At 41.4% G+C, this 1,791-nt stretch carries 1 protein-coding gene; it reads left to right on the top strand.

The features are described from left to right. Positions 1–34 precede the first annotated feature (34 nt). On the top strand, positions 35–427 hold the full coding sequence (locus KIV40_RS11875) for a hypothetical protein (RefSeq protein WP_050905028.1): 393 nt from the start codon (positions 35–37) through the stop codon (positions 425–427). Positions 428–1,791: the final 1,364 nt, after the last annotated feature.

Here is a 1,791-nt window from a genome sequence, read left to right as displayed (position 1 = left end):
GGGGGTCATTATGTCTATGCATTAGAGGACTTCAATGGATTTAGAGTACCAAAAAGCTTGCAAGAAATACTCTGTAAGATATATGAGTAATTCGAAGTGGTTTAAATTGTTTTCAGCTTGGGCTGATGCTGGAATTGAGGTGGAAGTATCATATTGGAGGTTTATCGACTCTGAGCATGAAGAAGTTCACTGCTTACCCAGAAGCCATGACTTACTGCCACATAGGTTTGCAGACGGTAGGTTTCAACCTTTCGAATACAAGTGGATATTGTCAGTAGCTATCCCACAGAATTATAGACCGAAATCGAATGTGGCATTTGAACGTAGCCAAGATGTAGATCTGCTTAAATCAATAGCTAAAGAATTGGGTCACTTTCCTATCTTTGATCTCGAGAATGGTATCGAAGTTAGAGGCTACGAAGAATAATGCATAACAAGTGTTTAAGGTTTCAAGATACTTTATCTAATCTCAGATAAGCACGTTAGAGTCATTAATCTAACGCGTTTATGTCCGTGCGACCTGAAGTCGTATGAAGCGTTGTTCACCACGATAAGAGTGAACCATCTGTATCACCAGATGACCCTAAGTTCCTGAATAAAGCAGCGGAACTGACAATGTAACGAAACTCAGGCATTAGGCTGAGTGGGAACGGAATCGTGAGAGGATGTTCCTCCTGAGAACCACAACTCGGGTGAGTGCTAGGGAGTCAATATGATGAATGTAATGTGAACCCATGTAAGGCGCGTTATATGACGAAGCAGCGGAAGTGGTTAATACGCTGTAGCCAAAATGGCAACGAGAGTCGGAAAGAGATTGGACATTACTCTTTCGTGATCAGCGTACTCTCCGCACTATAGTGGGCATCTAAGTTGACATTTACGCAACATACGGAACAGGGTAAGCCTGTATACCTCCCTATGGGAAAGCAGCCTGTGAGGGTTGCCGATAGGTATGCAGGTAAAGGAGGTTAGAGAAAGCGAATGCCCCTTTGTAATGAAGGGGATACAGGTTTATATCTGGCGCGAAAGCGAGCTGACTTCTAACTGGTCTCCCGTTGAGAGATAGCTTGAAGAACTTTATTAAAGAAGAAAAGCAAATGATGATTTCAAATGAAATTAGTGCGTCTTCTGACAACGAACCGTGGTTTCTTATTTACTAAGTGGTCATTGGTGCAGTTTTAAAGCTTTAAGTGTGTATCGCAAAGGTAATTTAGTTACTGGGTGCTTAACGGTGCCTTTGTGGAGGCTTGAGCCGTATGCAGTGAAAGTTGCACGTACGGTTCTGAGGAGGGAGGCACCTGGCAACAGGTGCCGCCTATCCGACATAATTTGGTCGGTAATTCACCTTCATGGAAATATTTTAACAGGGGTCGCACATAATCGAGGCATATTATGGATGCGATGTTAAATGAGCTGTTGCTAATATAGAAGGCTTGCTATGGTGTAAGCCTTTCTGATGCCAGATGTTGACACCTTAAATGTTTGTTATATCGGTACTTTTTTAAATATTCCAATGCCCACAAACGGAGCAAACGGGCTTCCCTTTCGTTATACCACTTTTACATTTGTAGCATTCTCTTTCCTGTACCTGTTTTTTTTGTTCCGAAACACGATAAAAATACATAATATAAGGAAAAACATTCCCCCGATGAAACATAACAAAATAACTGCTAAAGGCAAAATGCCTGATATTGCCAAAAACTCAATAATGCCTTGATGTTTAGACATTTAACACCTCGATTAATTCTAATTTGAAAAGAGACATAACGCTCTGTTCTTACGAATCCCCTC

The sequence above is a fragment of the Vibrio sp. D173a genome (genome assembly GCF_030248475.1).
The sequence above is the reverse complement of the archived record's forward strand: the minus strand, read 5'-3'. Positions and strand labels throughout refer to the sequence as shown.